The organism is Burkholderia sp. AU16741 (assembly GCF_002223345.1).
Classification (GTDB): Bacteria; Pseudomonadota; Gammaproteobacteria; order Burkholderiales; family Burkholderiaceae; genus Burkholderia; species Burkholderia sola.
In genome coordinates this window covers 122,318-137,080 of sequence record NZ_NKEZ01000003.1, presented here as the reverse complement: position 1 = coordinate 137,080, position 14,763 = coordinate 122,318, and the positions used below count along the sequence as shown (strand labels likewise).

The window sequence follows — 14,763 nt, the reverse complement described above, 5'->3', positions numbered from 1 at the left end:
CCCGCCGGAACCGTGCGCTATCCCACCGATTCCAGCAGTTCTGCCGGCTTTGAACGAAAGCCCCTCAAGCCCGCCACCACCAAGGCTTTCGGTTCGATCAACCACACAAATCAAAAATACCACGCATTACGGTTCGCATCATTACAGTTTCCCGCTTCTCGATAATCGACGGCCGCTCGAATCAGTAGACTCGCCCCATCCTCGGTGTAACGAAACACGATTGGCGCGACACGCAGCCATAGCCGCCGCACGCCCCTTCGGATCATTTCCCCACCGCGGAATGCGAATTCGCCGAATCGCGGCGAATGCCACGTCAAAAGAAGAAAGAGGGGTATGTCGTGAATCACTCATTTCGATCGATATGGAGCGACGCCGCCGGCTGCTGGGTCGCGGTGGCGGAAACGGCTCGGGCGCGCGGCAAGCGCTCGGGCAGCGAATCGGGCTCGAGTCGCACCGCGCGCAAGGGGGCGCACCACGCGGCACGCCGCTCGCCGCTGCGCGTCGCGGCGCTCGGGGCCGCGCTGGCCGCGCTGTCGACCGGCGTGGCGCACGCGTCCACGTGCGGCGACGGCGCGACCGTCGCGAGTGGCGGTACCTGCGCACTCGGCAGTTTCAGCCCGACCGTCAACGACAACCTGGCCGGCGCCACGACCGTGTCGGGCGGCGAAACGGTCGGCGTGGCAGGCGCATGGACGGGCGTCCCCGGCGACCCGGGCTATACGCTGACGCCGCTCGGCAGCGCGACCATCGTGTCGGGCGACCCGAACCAGCCGCTGGTCTCGCTCGGCGGCAAGACGCAAAGCGTCAGCACGCCCGACTCGATCACGGCCGCCCACACGTCGGTCGCCACCTACAACTCCGCCGAATTCACCGCATCGACGGCCGGCTCGACCACCGTGCCCGTTTACCACGACGTGAACGGCGGCCAGTACGTGAATACGCGAATCGGCACCGTCGACAGCACCGGCGGCACGCTGAACGTGCCGATCGGCAATGCCGCGAATGCGCCCGACGCGACCGGCAACGCGATCTCGATCGCACCGAAGCAGACCGACCTGACCTTCGCGGACGGCACCGGTGCGGCAAAAAGCGTCGTCAACTGGAATTCCCGCAACCGGATCTGGCTCGGCACCGGCGACTATCTCGCCAGCGGCGGCCCGGTCGGCCAGCTCCAGCTCGACGTGCCGGCCTACGCAGGCACCTTCACCGCGTTCGACGGCAGTCGCTGGACCGTCACCGACGCCGCATCGCTCGCCGCCTACAACGACTTTCTCGTGCGCTCGGTCCAGAGCGGCGCGCTCGGCTCGCAGGCCGCCTACGACACCGCGTTCGGCCAGGCCGTCACGTTCTCGCAGCAAACCTTCCAGTACGCGAACAACGTATCCGCCGGCGACAAGAACACGCTGCCGATCGATCACCTGTCGGTGATGCACGGCACGGGCGCGAACGCGACGCTGCACATCGGCAAGGACGGCCAGATCGACTTCCGCGGCACCAACACGATCGACTCGAGCTCGGCCGTGCTCGCGGAAAACGGCGCGCACTTCGTCAACGACGGCCGTTTGTCGGGCGACTTCACGCTGGTACGCCTTCTGAGCGGCGCGAGCGGCGTCAACAACGGCGTGATTTCGTCCGGCTACGCGTCCGGCGACAACGTCGACACGAGCGGCAGCACGCCACCCGACAATTTCGGCTTCCACGCGTACACCGAGGGCAACGGCGTGTATGCGGGCGGCGCGGGCACCACGTTCGTGAACCACGGCGTGATGAACGTCGGCGCATGGACGCTCGACGGCAACCGCCCCGACCTGCAGAACTACGCGGTGGCCGCGACGGACGGCGCGCGCGCGTCGAACGCCGGCACGATCAACGTCGGCGTCAACGCGACGACGCTCGACAGCCAGGTGATCGGCGGCCTCGCGGCCGGCGGCAGCTTCACGAACGAAGCCGGCGGCACGATCTATCTCGGCCGCGCCGCGCAGTACGACCCCACCTCCCCCGAAGCCGCGAACGACGTCGCGCTGTCCGCGCACGCGTACGGCATCTTGCTCGGCGCGTCGGGCACCGCGAGCAACCTGGGCACGATCGTGATCGGCTCGCAGACGCAGAACGGCGCCGCGCTGGCGAGCATCGGCTCGAGCGCCGGCACGCTGACCAACGCGGGCGCGATCGTCGTCAACGGCGCCGCGCCCGGCACGCCGCTCGCCAACGTCGGCATGCTCGCGGCCGACACCGCCGCGACCGTGACCAACACGGGCACGATCACGCTGAATGGCGTGAACGGCATCGGCATCATGGTCGTCGGCACCGGCGCGAACGCGACGGCCGCGACGTCGACCGGCACGATCGACGTGGCCGGCGGCCTCGACCCCGCGTCGGACACGCGCAACTACGGCGTCTGGGCCGAAGGGCCGCTCGCGAAGGCCACGCTCGACGGCGCGCTGAACCTGACCGGCACCGGCGCGATCGGCGTGCACGCACGCTCGGGCGCGACCATCGACGTCGGCGCGAACGCGGTGCCGGCCTTCATGTCCGGCACGAACCAGATCGGCTTCTATGCATACGGCGCGGGCTCGAAAATCAACGTCGCCGCGCAGCACCTGAGCGTCGACACCGACGAATCGACGCTGTTCCGCGTCGCGGGCGGCGCGACCTACACGGGCGCGTCGGCGGCCGGCACGCTGACGACCGACGTCAACGGCCAGCGCTCGCGCGGCGTACTCGCGACCGACGCCGGCACCACGTTGTCGACCGGCAACGCAATCTACAACGTCAATGGCGCGAATGGCATCGCGATCGCCGTGGAAGGCGGCGCGACGGGCACGATCGACGCGGGCGCGACGATCAACCTGAACGCGGCCGGCGCGACCGCGGGCGTGGTGGACGGCCAGGCGCACGACCTCGCCGGTGCGAACGCCGGCGCGCCGGTCGCGACGACGCTGACCAACGATGCCGCCGTCACGTCGTCGACCGCCGGCGTGACCGGTTTCGTCGCGCAGAACCTCGGCACGCTCGAGAACCGCAGCACGGTGCTGCTGACCGGCGCGGGCTCGACCGGCGTCGTGGCCGGCACGCTCGGCACGGTGAACAACGCGTCGACGATCCGCGTCGCCAACGGCACGGGAGCGCTCGTGCAGGGCGCGTCGGCCACGCTCGCCAATGCGGGCTCCATCGAAGCCGACGACGGCCTCGCGGGCGTACGCCTGACGGGCGCCGGCGCATCGGTCGCGCTGTCGGGCGCCGGCACCGTCATCGCGAACGGCAGCGCCGACGGCGTGCTGATCGACTCGACGGTCGCCGGCGGCGGCATCGCGGCAGGCGCGACGTCGATCGCGGTCGGCGGCTCGGGCAGCGGGATCCACAACCTCGGTGCGAATGCAACGATCGCGCTGTCCGGCACGCAGATCGGCACGACCGGCAACGGCGCCGCCGGCGTCACGTCGACCGGCGCGGGCGCGCGCATCGCGGCCGATGCGGCCACGGTCGTCCGCACCAGCGGCGCCGACGCACGCGGCCTGTTCGTGTCGGGGGCCGATTCCACGCTCGCGGCCAACGGAACGACCGTCGCGACGACCGGCACGAACGCCCCTGCAATCGTCATGGACGGCGGCGCGACGGCGCTGCTGGCGGGCGCGAAGATTTCCGCATCGGGCGCCGCGGCCGACGGCGTCGTCGCGCAAAACGGCGGCCGCATCGCCGATACGGGTTCGTCGCTCGCCAGCGCGGCCGGCAACGGCGCCACCGCCAACAGCGGCGGCGTGCTCGCCTTGACCGGCACGACGCTCGCGGGCGCGACGGCCGGCGTGCTGACGTCCGATACGCTCGCGAACGGCGCGACCAGTTCGGTGCTCGTCGACGGCGGCAGCGTGACGTCCGCGACCGGGCCGGCCTTTGCCGCGCGCGGCGGCACGGCCGACATCGCGGTGCGCAACGGCACGGTCGTGACGGCCGGCAACGGCACGCTGCTGGACCTCGCCAACGGCAGCAACGTGACGTTCGACGCATCGGCGGTGAACCTCGCGGGCGACATCGTTTCCGACGCATCGAGCACCGGCAACGTGTTCCTCGCGAACGGCACGACGCTGACCGGCAAGATCGACCCGGTCGCGCTGAGCGTCGACGGCACGAGCACGTGGCGCATGACGGGCAGCTCGGTGCTGAGCAGCCTGAACAACGCGGGCCTCGTCGCATTCGCCGCGCCGACCGGCTCGCCGACGCTGACCGGCAGCTACAAGACGCTGACGACGGGCGGCTACGTCGGCAACGGCGGCACGATCGCGCTGAACACGTATCTCGGCGCCGACGCGTCGCCGACCGACCGGCTGATCGTGAACGGCGGCACGGCAAGCGGCACGACCGGCCTGAAGATCGCCAACACGGCCGGCACCGGCGCGCAGACGACCGGCGACGGGATTCCGGTGGTCGTCACGGCCAACGGCGGCACGACCGCCGCGTCGGCGTTCCATCTCGCGGGCCCGGTGCAAGCCGGCGCGTACGAGTACCGCCTCTATCGCGGCGGGCAAGGCGATGCGAACGGCTGGTACCTGCGTTCGCAGCTCGACCAGACCGACCCCGGCGACCCGATCCACCCGTCCGGCGGCGGCGACGGCGGCACCAACGGGAATGGCAACGGCGGCACGCTCGCGTATCGTCCGGGTGTTTCCGGCTATGCGATGACACCGCTGCTGAACGCCGACTACGGCTTCTCGACGCTCGGCAAGCTGCACGAGCGCGTCGGCGACATCTACAACGTCGAGAAGCAGCAGCCCGGCAATCGCGACGGCGTGTGGGGGCGCATCGGCGGCCAGAGCCTCGATGCGAACGCAGGCCGCTTCTCGGCCGACGAACGCACGTTCTTCGCGCAGTTCGGCAAGGACTGGACCCTCGACCAGGCGCCGAACGGCGCCGGCAGCACGCACGCGGGCGTGACGGCCAGCATCGGCGTGTCTAATGCGAGCTTCAACGACATGGCGCGCGCGGGCTCGCCCGACCTGTCGACGTCGACCGGCTCGGTCGAGATGCACGCGCAGAGCGTGGGCGGCTACTGGACCCGCTACCTGTCCGACGGCACCTACTTCGACAGCGTCGGGCAGGTCACGCACTACGGCAACCGCTATCGCGACAGCTACGGCAACGAGGCATCGCAGAACGGCTTCGGCGTCGCGCTGTCGCAGGAAGTCGGCAAGCCGTTCGCGATCGGCACGTTGCCGGTCGCGGTCGAGCCGCAGGCGCAACTGATGTATCAGTACCTGAAGCTGAACGGGTTCAACGACAACGTGTCGGCCGTATCGGGCACGACGACCAATGCGCTGCGCGGCCGCGTCGGCGTGCGCATCTTCCGGCCGAACCTCCAGGCGAGCGCGGGCGGCAGTGCCGCGACGCCGTACTTCACGGCCGACGTGCTGCACGACTTCCTGTCGCCGGGGCAGACCGTCGTCGGCGGCACGCCGTTCGCGACGCATCTCGGGCGCACCTGGTACGAGCTCGGCGTCGGCGTGACCGCCGGCTTCGGCAAGTCGGGCGAGCTGTACGCGAATGCGAAGATCGCGCGCAACATCGGCGGCGACTACCGGCGCGGGATCGTCGGTCAGGTCGGCTACCGGTACAGCTGGTAGCGCCCGGCGGCGGACGAAAAAAAACCGCCCGGCGGCATGCCGGGCGGTTTTCGCATGGCCGCGCGAAAAAACGCGCGAACGCGCGTCAGTGCAGGATTTTCGCGAGGAAGTCCTTCGCGCGCTCCGACTTCGGATTCGAGAAGAAATCGTCCTTGCGGTCGTCCTCGACGATCGCGCCCTTGTCCATGAAGATCACGCGATGCGCGACCTTCTTCGCGAAGCCCATCTCGTGCGTGACGACCATCATCGTCATCCCTTCCTGCGCGAGTTCGACCATCACGTCGAGCACTTCGTTGATCATCTCGGGATCGAGCGCGGACGTCGGCTCGTCGAACAGCATCGCGATCGGGTCCATCGACAGCGCGCGCGATCGCGACACGCTGCTGCTGGCCGCCCGACAACTGGCCCGGATACTTGTGCGCATGCGCCTTCAGGCCGACGCGATCGAGCAGCTTCATGCCCTTCTCGTTCGCTTCGTCCTTGCCGCGGCCGAGCACCTTGATCTGCGCGAGCGTCAGGTTCTCGGTGATCGACAGGTGCGGGAACAGCTCGAAATGCTGGAACACCATCCCGACCTTCGAGCGCAGCTTCGACAGGTTCGTCTTCTTGTCGCCGACCGACTGCCCGTTCACGAGGATCTCGCCCTGCTGGAACGGCTCCAGGCCGTTCACGGTCTTGATCAGCGTCGACTTGCCCGAGCCCGACGGGCCGCACACGACGACCACTTCGCCTTTCTTCACCTCGGTCGTGCATTCGGTGAGGACCTGAAACTGGCCGTACCACTTCGAAACGTTCTTGATGGAAATCATCTTGTGACCTTTTTCTGGAGACCCTTGACGAGAGCAGACGCCAACGAGCAAATCACGAAATAGCATGCGCCGGCGAACAGGACCATCTCGACGGTCGTGCCGTCGCGATCGCCGACGTTGGCGGCCGTGCGGAAGAAGTCCGCGAGACTGATCACGTACACGAGCGACGTATCCTGGAACAGGACGATCGCCTGCGTGAGCAGCAGCGGAACCATCGCGCGGAACGCCTGCGGCAGGATCACGAGGCGCATCGCCTGCGCGTAGTTCATACCGAGCGCGAACGCGGCATTCACCTGCCCGCGCGGCACCGCCTGGATGCCGGCGCGGATGATCTCGGAATAATACGCGGCCTCGAACAACGAGAACGCGACCATCGCCGAGGCGAGGCGGATGTCGATCGTCGGCGACAGCCCGAGCACGCCCTGCAGCAATTGCGGCACGATCAGGAAGAACCACAGCAGCACCATCACGAGCGGGATCGAGCGGAACACCGTCACGTACGCTTTCGCGAACCACGCGAGCGGCTTCACGCCGGACAGCCGCAGCAGCGCCAGCAGCGTGCCCCAGACGATGCCGATCACGATCGCGATCAGCGTGATCTTGAACGTGACGATCGCACCCGACCACAGCGTCGGCAGCGCGCCGGGAATACTACTCCAGTCGAACTGATGCATCACTTGCCTCCGATGTAGCCGGGCAGCCGCGTACGGCCTTCGATCCAGCGCATGAACGCCATCACGACGAGGTTGATCAGCACGTACGCGAGCGTCACGGCGATGAACGACTCGTAGGTCTGCGCGGTGTAGTCGACGAGCTGGCGCGCCTGCGCGGACAGGTCGAGCAGGCCGATCGTCGACGCGACGGCGGAGTTCTTGAAGATGTTCAGGAATTCCGACGTGAGCGGCGGCACGATGATCCGGTACGCGACGGGCAGCAGCACGTAGCGATACGTCTGCCATTGCGTGAAGCCCATCGCGAGGCCGGCCGCGCGCTGGCCCTTCGGCAGCGCGTTGATGCCCGAGCGCACCTGTTCGCACACGCGCGCGCCGGTGAACAGGCCGAGACAGATGATCGACGCGGTAAAGAACTGCGTGCCGGGCGGCAACTGCTTGATCCAGGTGCCGATCGACGCGGGCAGCAACTCGGGTATCACGAGATACCAGACGAAGAACTGCACGATCAGCGGGATGTTCCGGAAGATCGACACGTACACGGTGCCGATCGCGGCGAGCCACTTGTTCGGCACGGTGCGCAGCACGCCGAACAGCGACCCGACGATCAGCGCGATGACCCAGGCGACGAGCGACACTTCGATCGTCACCCAGAAGCCGGACATCAGCCATCCGAAATAAGTCGTCGGCTCGCCGGTCGACACGGGGCTCAGAAAGATGCCCCAGTTCCAGTGGTAAGACATGGGCAAGACTCCAGCAAAAAGAAACGGAAGAAGCGTGGCCTCTTCCGTTTCATGAGCGTCATTTCTGCATCAACGGCCGTGCGGTCAGTCGAGCGCCTTGTCGTTCGGGTTCGCGTACAGCTTCTTCATCGACTCGGACAGCGGGAAGTTCAGGTTCAGCCCCTTCGGCGGGATCGGGTTCTCGAACCACTTCGCGTAAATCTTCGCGGCTTCGCCCGACTTCTCGACTTGCGAGATCGCGTCGTCGACGACCTTCTTGAAGTCGGTGTCGCCCTTGCGCATCATGCAGCCGTAAGCCTCTTCCGATTGCGGCGTGCCGACGATCACCCATTCGCCCGGCTGCTTCGCCTTCGCGCGCTCGCCCGCGAGCAGCGCGTCATCCATCATGAACGCGACCGCGCGGCCCGATTCCAGCGTGTTGAACGAATCGCCGTGATCCTTCGCGCTGATGATGTTCATGCCGAGCTGCTTGTCGTTGTTCATCTTGCGCAGCAGGCGCTCCGACGTCGTGCCGGCCGTCGTCACGACCGTCTTGCCCTTCAGGTCGGCGAAATCCTTGACGCCCGAATCCTTCTTCGTCATCAGGCGCGTGCCGATCACGAAGATCGTGTCGGAGAACGCGGCTTGCTGCTGACGCTCGAGGTTGTTGGTCGTCGAGCCGCACTCGATGTCGACCGTGCCGTTCTGCACGAGCGGGATGCGGTTCTGCGACGTGACGGGGATGTTCTTCACCTGCAGGTTCGGCAGGTTCAGCTTCTTCTTCACCGCGTCCACGATCTTCATCTGGAAGTCGCGCGAATAGCCGACCACCTGCTGGTTCTGGTCGTAGTAGGAGAACGGAATCGACGATTCGCGGTGGCCCAGCGCGATCACGCCCGTATCCTTGATCTTCTTCAGCGTGCCAGTCTCCTGAGCATGCGCGCCGCTTGCGAACGCGCAAAGCGCCGCGGCCATCAGGACTGCCTTGTGGTATTTCATTTTGGTCATCTCCTTGGCTAAAACCCGCGCCAGTGTATCAAAGTAATATTTTTGAAAGTACTGGTTGTTTACCGCACTACGAATCGCCCTGTGCGAAGCCGTCCTCCCGGCTCCGGGCGCTCCAAATGCACGCGCGGGCGGTGCCGGATTCGGCACCGCCCGCGAGGGTTCACATCCGCAATCGGGTGGATTGCGTCATGAATCTTTCATGATCGATGATCTGGGACGCCCGGTCAGGGGCGCCCGGCCAGGGACGTCCGATCAGGGGTAGAGGCCGCGCATTTCGCGCGCCATCAGGATGCGCTTGCACGCGACGATGAACGCCGCCGTGCGCACCGTCACCTTGTGCTCTTCCGCGACCGCCCACACGCCGGCGAACGCTTCGCGCATCACGCGCTCGAGACGATGGTTGATCTCGTCTTCCGTCCAGAAGAAGCTCGAGAAATCCTGCACCCACTCGAAGTACGACACGGTCACGCCGCCCGCATTCGCGATCACGTCGGGGATCACGAGCACGCCGTTCGCGCTCAGGATGTCGTCCGCCGCCGTCGTCGTCGGGCCGTTCGCGCCTTCGACGACGATCTTCGTGCGGATCTTCGCCGCGTTCTTCTCGGTGATCTGGTTTTCCAGCGCCGCCGGGATCAGGATGTCGGTCTCGACCGTCCAGAACTCGTCGTTCGGCATCGGTTCCGCGCCTTCGAAGCCCGCGACGCCGCCCGTGCGTGCGACGTGGTCGAGCAGCTTGTTCGAATCGAGGCCGGCCGGCTGGTAGATCGTGCCCGTGTGATCCTGCACCGCGATCACCTTCGCGCCCGCTTCCTGGAACAGCTTCGCCGCGATGCCGCCGACGTTGCCGAAGCCCTGCACCGCGATGCGCGCGCCTTCGATTTCCAGGCCCTTCTTCTTCGCCGCTTCGGAGCCGACGACGAACACGCCGCGGCCCGTCGCTTCCTTGCGGCCGAGCGAACCGCCGAGCGCGATCGGCTTGCCGGTCACGACGCCGGTCGACGTCTGGCCCTGGTTCATCGAGTACGTGTCCATCATCCACGCCATCACCTGTTCGTTGGTGTTGACGTCCGGCGCCGGAATGTCGGTGTTCGGCCCGATGATGATGCCGATTTCGCTGGTGTAGCGGCGCGTCACGCGCTCGAGCTCGCCACGCGACAGCTTGCGCGGGTCGACGCGGATGCCGCCCTTCGCACCGCCATACGGCACGTTCACGGCCGCGTTCTTCACCGACATCCATGCCGACAGCGCCATCACTTCCGACAGCGTCACGTCCTGGTGGTAGCGCACGCCGCCCTTGCCCGGGCCGCGCGACACGTTGTGCTGCACGCGATAGCCCTCGAAGTGCGCGACGGTGCCGTTGTCGAGCTCGATCGGGCAGTCGACGATCAGGATGCGCTTCGGACGCTTCAGCGTTTCGAGCCAGCGCGACAGCGAACCGAGGTACGGCGCGACGCGATCGACCTGCTGAAGGTAGTTGCCCCACGGGCCGAGATCGTCGGCGTGCAGGTAGGACGGGATGGACTGCTGTTGCGAAGACATGGAAGCTCCAACGTTCAACGGATTGCGCACATTGTCGAAAAACCCGTTTTTTTTATCCAATGCCGTTTGTTTATTCGATTATGCGTTTCTTGCATGATCGCGATTTTTTGCAAATCGGCGGTCGATTTGCGCAAGAACGCCCGCGATCGGGCCCGCATCGCGTTCGTGAAAAATCCGATTGCGTGGATGCGGACCAGCCGCCGGACAGCCGTCCGACAGAAGTTGCAAGCTCGCCGTCAGTTGAGTGAGCCGATCGGCCGGATTAACCGCCGGCGGTTAACCGGCGGTGTCGCCGGCGGTCTCGCGCAGTTCGTCGCGCACGACGTCCCATAGCGCGCGCACGAGCTTCTGTCGCGGATCGTCGCCCTGCAGCGCGAGCTTGTCGCAGTACAGCCGGATCTCCATCGTCAGCGTGAACGGATGCGCGCCGCCGCGCGCCGACCGGTCGAGGCGGATCAGCCGGCCGCCCGCGACCGCATCGTCGACCGCGCTGTGCGGCAGGAACGCGACGCCGTGGCCCGCGAGCGCCATCGCCTTCAGCCCTTCGGCCATGTCGGTTTCGTACACGCGATCGAGGAACAGCCGCGTCGGCGCGTTCGCGATGATGACTTCGGTCATCCGGCCGAGATACGCGTTCGGCGTATACGACAGGTACGGCACGCGCGCGTCGGCCGCGCCCGGCAGCGTGTGGCGCGGCCGGCCCGCGCGGCCGGGCGCCGAGAACGGGCTAATCGGCTCGCTGCCGAGAACCAGCATGTCGTAGCGGGCCGGGTCGAGCGCGACCGGGTGGCTCGGGTGGTGATAGCCCATCACGAGATCGCAGCCGCCCTCGACGAGCGACAGCACCGCGTCGTGCACGTTCAGCGCACGCAGGCGCGTGTGGACCTGGCCCATCTTCGCCTCGATCCGCTCGAGCCAGCGCGGAAAATACGTGAGCGACAGCGTGTGCGGCACCGCGAATTCGATCGTCGGCACCGGCGCGCCGACGTGGCCGCGCAGCAGCGTGCGCGCCTCGTGCGCCTGCGACAGCATCGTCAGTGCCTGCTCGTAGAAGATCTGTCCGGCCTGCGTGAGCCGCGTCGGATACACCGAACGATCGATCAGCTCGGTCGCGAGCCACGCCTCGAGCGCCTGGATGCGCCGCGAAAACGCCGGCTGCGACACGTGCCGCAACTCGGCAGACCGGCTAAAGCTGCGCGTTTCCGCGAGCGAGACGAAGTCTTCGAGCCATTTCAGTTCCATGCAGGCGGGCGCGGCGGGCGGCGGTCGGGAAAGAAGCCAGCATTCTACCGGCGGGCGGGCCCGGCCGGCGGCTTGGCGCGCGGGCCGGAGCGCCTGTGTGGACGAGCGCCGGCACGCCGTTCGCGCGCCGCCCCGGCACCGCCCGGACGTCGTGTGCCCGCGGCAAGCGCGGCTGGACCGGTTCGGCCGGAACCGACGCGCGCCGATGGTAAAATGCCGGATTCTCCTCCCCTCGTTCGCCCCGGCCCCAAAAGGCCCTGCCCGATCATGTCCGACACTCGTCCCGATACGCTTTTCGCCCTCACCGCGCTCTCGCCCATCGACGGCCGCTACGCCAGCAAGACCGAAGCGCTGCGCGACTGGCTCTCCGAAGCCACCTTCATGCGCCACCGCGTCACCGTCGAGGTGCACTGGCTGATCGCGCTGTCGCGCGCCGGCTTCGCGGAAGTCCCGCGCTTCTCGGAAGCCTCCGAGCAATTCCTGCTGCAGCTCGCCGAACGCTTCACCGCGCACGACGCCGCGCGCATCAAGGAAATCGAGCGCGTGACGAACCACGACGTGAAGGCCGTCGAATACTGGCTGAAGGAATCGGTGAAGGGCCAGGCCGAACTCGAGAAGGCGAGCGAATTCATCCACTTCGCGTGCACGTCCGAGGACATCAACAACACGTCGCACGGGATGATGCTCGCCGGCGCGCGCGAACACGTGATCCTGCCGGCACTGCGCACGGTCTACCAGCGCCTCGTCGCGCTGTCGCACGCGCACGCCGACCAGCCGATGCTGTCGCGCACGCACGGCCAGCCGGCCAGCCCGACGACGCTCGGCAAGGAACTCGCGAACGTCGCCGCGCGCCTCGCCCGCGCGATCGCGCGCATCGAGAAGGTCGAGATCCTCGGCAAGATGAACGGCGCGGTCGGCAACTTCAACGCGCATCTGTCCGCGTATCCGGAATTCGACTGGGAAGCGTTCTCGCGCGACGTGATCGAGAACCGCCTGAAGCTCACGTTCAACCCGTACACGATCCAGATCGAGCCGCACGACTACATGGCCGAACTGTTCGACGCCGTGGCGCGCGCGAACACGATCCTGCTCGACCTCGACCGCGACGTGTGGGGCTACATCTCGGTCGGCTACTTCAAGCAGAAGACGAAGGCCGGCGAAATCGGCTCGTCGACGATGCCGCACAAGGTCAACCCGATCGACTTCGAGAACTCGGAAGGCAACCTCGGCCTCGCGAACGCTACGCTGCGCCACCTCGCCGACAAGCTGCCGGTGTCGCGCTGGCAGCGCGACCTGACCGACTCGACGGTGCTGCGCAACATGGGCGTCGCGCTCGGCTACTCGCTGCTCGCGTACGACTCGCTGATCCGCGGCCTCGACAAGCTCGAAGTAAACCCGCAGCGCCTGAACGAAGATCTCGACAACTGCTGGGAAGTGCTCGCGGAGCCGGTGCAGACGGTGATGCGCCGCTACGGCATCGAGAACCCGTACGAGCAGTTGAAGGAACTGACGCGCGGCAAGGGCATCACGCGCGAAGCGCTGCAGGAATTCGTCGGCACGCTCGCGATCCCGCAGGATGCGAAGGATCGCCTGCTCGCGATGACGCCGGCGTCGTACATCGGCAAGGCCGTCGAACTCGCGAAGCGGATCGCGTAAGCGCCGCCGTCGCCTGACGCAAAAAAGCCCGATGCGAAGCGATTCGCATCGGGCTTTTTGTTGCCTGACGCAGCCGGTCAGAACGAGATCATCCGCCCCGGGTTCAGTGCGCTCATCACGCTCATCGCGGCCTTCGCGGCGGGAATCGCGATCGGCGACAACTGCCGGCCGAGCGGAATCGCGCGATGGTCGATGCTCGTGAGCATCGAGAAATCGTCGTTGCGGCCGACGAAATCGTCGCAGATCGCCTTGCCGATCCGCACCGTCTGCGCGACGCCGTGCCCGCTCCAGCCCTGCACCATGTACATCGGCACGCGGCCGTCGGTCTTGCGGCTGTCGGTCGCGCCGTTCAGCGTGAAGTCGCTGACGCCGCTCCAGCAGTAGTCGAGCGCGAAGCGGCCGTCGTGCTGCGCAAACACCGTGTTCAGCCGCGTCAGCAGATACGCGTTGACGTCGGGCTGCGCCCAGCAGCTGCCGGTGCCCTGCCCGCCGAACAGCAGACGGTTGCCGCGCACCGGCCGGTAGTAGTCGATCTGGAACTGCGTGTCGTACACCGGCATGCCGGCCGGCATCAGCGTCGCGACGTCGACGTCGAGCGGCGCCGTCACGCTCACGTACGTGAAGAACGGCACCGTGGTCGCCGCGCCGTCGTCGAGCAGCCGGAACGTCGTGTTGTGCAGCGCGAGCACGACGCCGCGGCGCGCGGTGATCGTGCCGCCCGGCGTGGTCGCGACGACGCCCGCGGGCGTCTCGTCGAGTTCGAGCACCTCGGTGCCCTCGTACAATGCGCCGCCGTTCAAACGGAAGCCGTGCACGAGGCCGCGCACCAGCGCGAGCGGATGGATCTGCCCGCCGAGCGCGTCGATCGCCGCGCCGTGATACAGCCCCGAGCGCACGTATTCGTCGTGCAGCTGATGGCGGCCGACGAGCGTCACGCCGGCGTCGCCGAGATGACGGCGCGCATCCGCGCCGTCGAGCAGCGCGCTCATGTGGCCCGGGTGGACCGCCGCCGTGACGTGGCCGCGCTTGCGGTCGAGATCGAGCACGTAGCGCGCGCCGATCCCGTCGATCAGGTCCATCGACTCGGCCGACGCGAAGCGCCACAGCCGCTTCGCATCGTCGTGCGACAGGTTCTCGATCATGTCGGCGGCTTCCCAGCGCGCAAGGCCGGGCGTCAGTTGCCCGCCGTTGCGGCCCGACGCGGCCGAGCCGACGTGATGCTTGTCGACGAGGATCGTGTCGACGCCCGCTTCCGCGAGATGCAGCGCGGCCGATGCGCCGAGCAAGCCGGCGCCGATCACGAGCACGTCGCAGACGGCGTCGTGCGCGAGCGGCGCGCTGTTTTCATGGCGCGACAACGACGCCTCGTACCAGTTGGCCGGGCGCCCGCCTTCGTAGCGGGCCGGATCGCACCAGTTCCAGTTGTCTTTTTCGATGTTCAGTTGCGTTTGCTCGAAACGCGCTTCGCCCTGGATCAAGGGCTTGTTGTTGGACGTCATGA

At 67.3% G+C, this 14,763-nt stretch carries 8 protein-coding genes and 1 pseudogene; 2 read left to right on the top strand and 7 right to left on the bottom strand.

The annotated features are described in order from the left end of the window. Positions 1-338 precede the first annotated feature (338 nt). A complete protein-coding gene (locus CFB89_RS02975) occupies positions 339-5,615 on the top strand; it encodes an autotransporter outer membrane beta-barrel domain-containing protein (RefSeq protein WP_089467888.1) in 5,277 nt (1,758 codons plus the stop codon). Between the two features lie 85 nt (positions 5,616-5,700). On the opposite strand, the pseudogene CFB89_RS02970 reads toward CFB89_RS02975, so the two are convergent. From CFB89_RS02970 to CFB89_RS02945, 6 genes and pseudogenes are all read right to left on the bottom strand, one after another. Then, positions 5,701-6,424, bottom strand: a pseudogene (locus tag CFB89_RS02970) (amino acid ABC transporter ATP-binding protein). Continuing rightward, positions 6,421-7,098 (bottom strand): glutamate/aspartate ABC transporter permease GltK, encoded by a 678-nt coding sequence (gene gltK / locus CFB89_RS02965; protein ID WP_089466681.1) that lies wholly within the window; start codon positions 7,096-7,098, stop codon positions 6,421-6,423. The pseudogene CFB89_RS02970 and the gene gltK overlap by 4 nt, the downstream one beginning before the upstream one ends. Beyond that, the gene (locus CFB89_RS02960; protein ID WP_077179112.1) at positions 7,098-7,838 is read right to left on the bottom strand and encodes an amino acid ABC transporter permease; all 741 of its coding nucleotides are present in this window, start codon (positions 7,836-7,838) and stop codon (positions 7,098-7,100) included. The genes gltK and CFB89_RS02960 overlap by 1 nt, the downstream gene beginning before the upstream one ends. An 84-nt stretch (positions 7,839-7,922) precedes the next feature. After that, on the bottom strand, positions 7,923-8,816 hold the full coding sequence (locus CFB89_RS02955) for a glutamate/aspartate ABC transporter substrate-binding protein (RefSeq protein ID WP_179233368.1): 894 nt from the start codon (positions 8,814-8,816) through the stop codon (positions 7,923-7,925). A gap of 261 nt (positions 8,817-9,077) precedes the next feature. Then, entirely contained in the window at positions 9,078-10,364 is a 1,287-nt protein-coding gene (locus CFB89_RS02950) for a Glu/Leu/Phe/Val dehydrogenase (RefSeq protein WP_011544584.1), read from the bottom strand. 276 nt (positions 10,365-10,640) lie between these two features. After that, positions 10,641-11,606, bottom strand: coding sequence for a LysR substrate-binding domain-containing protein (locus CFB89_RS02945; RefSeq protein ID WP_089466679.1), 966 nt, complete (start codon positions 11,604-11,606; stop codon positions 10,641-10,643). A 267-nt stretch (positions 11,607-11,873) separates the two neighbouring features. Between CFB89_RS02945 and purB the strand changes: the two genes are divergently transcribed. Next, on the top strand, positions 11,874-13,262 hold the full coding sequence (purB, locus tag CFB89_RS02940) for an adenylosuccinate lyase (RefSeq protein WP_089466678.1): 1,389 nt from the start codon (positions 11,874-11,876) through the stop codon (positions 13,260-13,262). 77 nt (positions 13,263-13,339) lie between these two features. On the opposite strand, the gene CFB89_RS02935 is transcribed toward purB, so the two are convergent. Then, complete coding sequence (locus CFB89_RS02935; protein ID WP_089466677.1) at positions 13,340-14,761, bottom strand: FAD-binding oxidoreductase; 1,422 nt, start codon at positions 14,759-14,761, stop codon at positions 13,340-13,342. Positions 14,762-14,763 lie beyond the last annotated feature (2 nt).

Excerpts from the sequence above, each read along its gene's own strand:
- CFB89_RS02945 (WP_089466679.1), bottom strand. The coding sequence starts at position 11,606 with ATGGAACTGAAATGGCTCGAAGACTTCGTCTCGCTCGCGGAAACGCGC.
- CFB89_RS02955 (WP_179233368.1), bottom strand. The coding sequence starts at position 8,816 with ATGAAATACCACAAGGCAGTCCTGATGGCCGCGGCGCTTTGCGCGTTC.
- purB (WP_089466678.1), top strand. The coding sequence starts at position 11,874 with ATGTCCGACACTCGTCCCGATACGCTTTTCGCCCTCACCGCGCTCTCG.
- gltK (WP_089466681.1), bottom strand. The coding sequence starts at position 7,098 with ATGCATCAGTTCGACTGGAGTAGTATTCCCGGCGCGCTGCCGACGCTG.
- CFB89_RS02960 (WP_077179112.1), bottom strand. The coding sequence starts at position 7,838 with ATGTCTTACCACTGGAACTGGGGCATCTTTCTGAGCCCCGTGTCGACC.
- CFB89_RS02935 (WP_089466677.1), bottom strand. The coding sequence starts at position 14,761 with ATGACGTCCAACAACAAGCCCTTGATCCAGGGCGAAGCGCGTTTCGAG.
- CFB89_RS02950 (WP_011544584.1), bottom strand. The coding sequence starts at position 10,364 with ATGTCTTCGCAACAGCAGTCCATCCCGTCCTACCTGCACGCCGACGAT.